This window comes from Brachyspira catarrhinii (assembly GCF_005518285.1).
Taxonomy (GTDB): domain Bacteria; phylum Spirochaetota; class Brachyspiria; order Brachyspirales; family Brachyspiraceae; genus Brachyspira; species Brachyspira catarrhinii.
In genome coordinates this window covers 1-598 of record NZ_SJDU01000722.1, presented here as the reverse complement: position 1 = coordinate 598, position 598 = coordinate 1, and the positions used below count along the sequence as shown (strand labels likewise).

Genomic DNA, 598 nt, shown 5'->3' with positions numbered 1-598 from the left:
CATTTTACGATAACTCCCGAAAAAAAATCTGGCGACCATATAATAAGTTTGGATACAAAATCTATGAGCGATTTGATTAAATCTCTAAGTAACGCTTTAATCATGCTCGGCGGAGAAAAAGCGTTGAACAGAGAGAGAGTTTTAAGCTTGCAGGAAAAAAAAGAACTTATATTTGCAAAAAGAGGAATATATTTAAATCATAGCATGCTTAAAAACGAAATTATAAAAGAAAAAGATTTGATAGCTTTGCGTCCATGCATCGGAATAGCGGCAAAAGATTATAACAAAGTGATTGGAAAAAAATTGAAGGTGGATAAAAAATCTTTCACGGCTTTAAGTTTTAAGGAATTGAAAAAATAGTAAAAAAATAATAAACCATACTAATGCCGAAATCTGCTCAAATAAAATATTTATTTTTGAAACTGCAAATTTTTAAAGCCATTGTTGTTAGGAAAATTTTTTTCTTTAATAAATAATAATATAATTCTAATTCGCACTTGAACGGGCTGAGTAAAGACTTCGTCCATTATTTTTCAAAAGAATAAGATTTATCAATTATTTTTCAAAAGAATAAGATTTATCTAATAGATAAAATAGT

1 protein-coding gene is annotated in these 598 nt (G+C 27.6%); it reads left to right on the top strand.

The window, feature by feature from the left end; genetic code table 11:
• Positions 1–360 (top strand): SAF domain-containing protein (locus EZH24_RS13190; protein ID WP_336596105.1); only part of this gene is annotated, 360 nt, incomplete at its 5' end.
• Between the last annotated feature and the right edge of the window lie 238 nt (positions 361–598).